Here is a 1350-nt window from a genome sequence, read left to right as displayed (position 1 = left end):
ACCAGGATGACGGTGCCGGCGAAACCGGCGACCAGTTCCTGCAGCAGTTCCAGCGTCTCCATGTCGAGATCGTTGGTCGGCTCATCGAGCACCAGAAGGTTTGCGGGCCGCGCCAGCACGCGCGCCAGCAAGAGCCGCGCCCGCTCGCCGCCGGACAACTCGCGCACCGGCGTGCGCGCCTGCTCGGGCTTGAACAGGAAATCCTTCATGTAGGAGACCACGTGGCGCTGCTCGCCATTGATGACGAGGTTTTCGCCGCGCCCATCGGTGAGATATTGTGCCAGCGTCTCCTGCGGGTCGACCGCCTCGCGCTTCTGGTCGAGCGTGGCGATCTCCAGATTGGTGCCGAGCCGCACCGAGCCGGCGTCCGGCTTCATCTCGCCGGTCAGCATTTTCAAGAGCGTGGTCTTGCCGGCGCCGTTCGGCCCGACCAGGCCAACGCGATCGCCACGCTGGATGCGGGTCGAAAACGCCTTGACCACGGTGAGATCGCCAAAGCTCTTTTCGATGTTTTTCGCCTCGATCACCAGCTTGCCGGACTCGGTGGCGTCGCTCGCCACCATGATCGCCGACCCTTCGGCCCCGCGATGACCGCGAAAACGCTGACGCATGGTCTGCAACTCGCCGAGCCGGCGCATGTTGCGCTTGCGCCGCGCCGTCACGCCGTAGCGCAGCCAATGCTCTTCGCGAACGATCTGGCGACCGAGCTTGTGCTGCTCGCGTTCTTCTTCCTCCAGAACCAGGTCGCGCCATTCCTCGAAATGGCCGAAGCCCTTGTCCAGCCTGCGGGTCTGGCCGCGATCGAGCCAGACCGTGGCGCGCGACACGCGTTCGAGGAAGCGGCGGTCGTGCGAGATGACGATCAGCGCCGAGGAGGTGCGGATGAGTTCTTCTTCCAGCCATTCGATGACCGAGAGGTCGAGATGGTTGGTCGGCTCATCGAGCAGCAGGATATCGGGCTCCGGCGCCATGACGCGGGCAAGGGCGGCGCGCCTCGCCTCGCCGCCCGACAGGTCGTTCGGACGTTCCTCACCCGACAGGCCGAGATGCTCCATCAGATAGCTGGCGCGGTAGGGATCGTCGGCGGGGCCAAGCCCGGCCTCGACATAGGCGCGGACAGTGGCAAAACCTTCCATGTCGGGCATCTGCGGCAAATAGCGGACGGTCGCCGAAGGCTGGCGGAACACTTCGCCGTCCTGCGGCTCGATCAGGCCGGCGGCGATCTTCAGCAGGGTCGACTTGCCGGACCCGTTGCGGCCGACCAGTGCGATCTTGTCGCCGGCCGAAGCCGTCAAGGCGGCGCCATCGAGCAGCGGCGTGCCGCCGAAGGTCAGTTTTATCCCATCAAGG

General features: G+C 65.9%; 1 protein-coding gene. It reads right to left on the bottom strand.

Going from position 1 to position 1350, the window contains the following annotated elements; all coding sequences use genetic code 11:
• On the bottom strand, positions 1-1350 hold a 1350-nt coding region (locus EN879_RS36105), incomplete at both ends, for an ABC-F family ATP-binding cassette domain-containing protein (RefSeq protein ID WP_164774844.1).

It is taken from the genome of Mesorhizobium sp. M7A.F.Ca.AU.002.02.1.1 (assembly GCF_003998535.1).
Classification (GTDB): Bacteria; Pseudomonadota; Alphaproteobacteria; order Rhizobiales; family Rhizobiaceae; genus Mesorhizobium; species Mesorhizobium ciceri.
The sequence above is the reverse complement of the archived record's forward strand: the minus strand, read 5'-3'. Positions and strand labels throughout refer to the sequence as shown.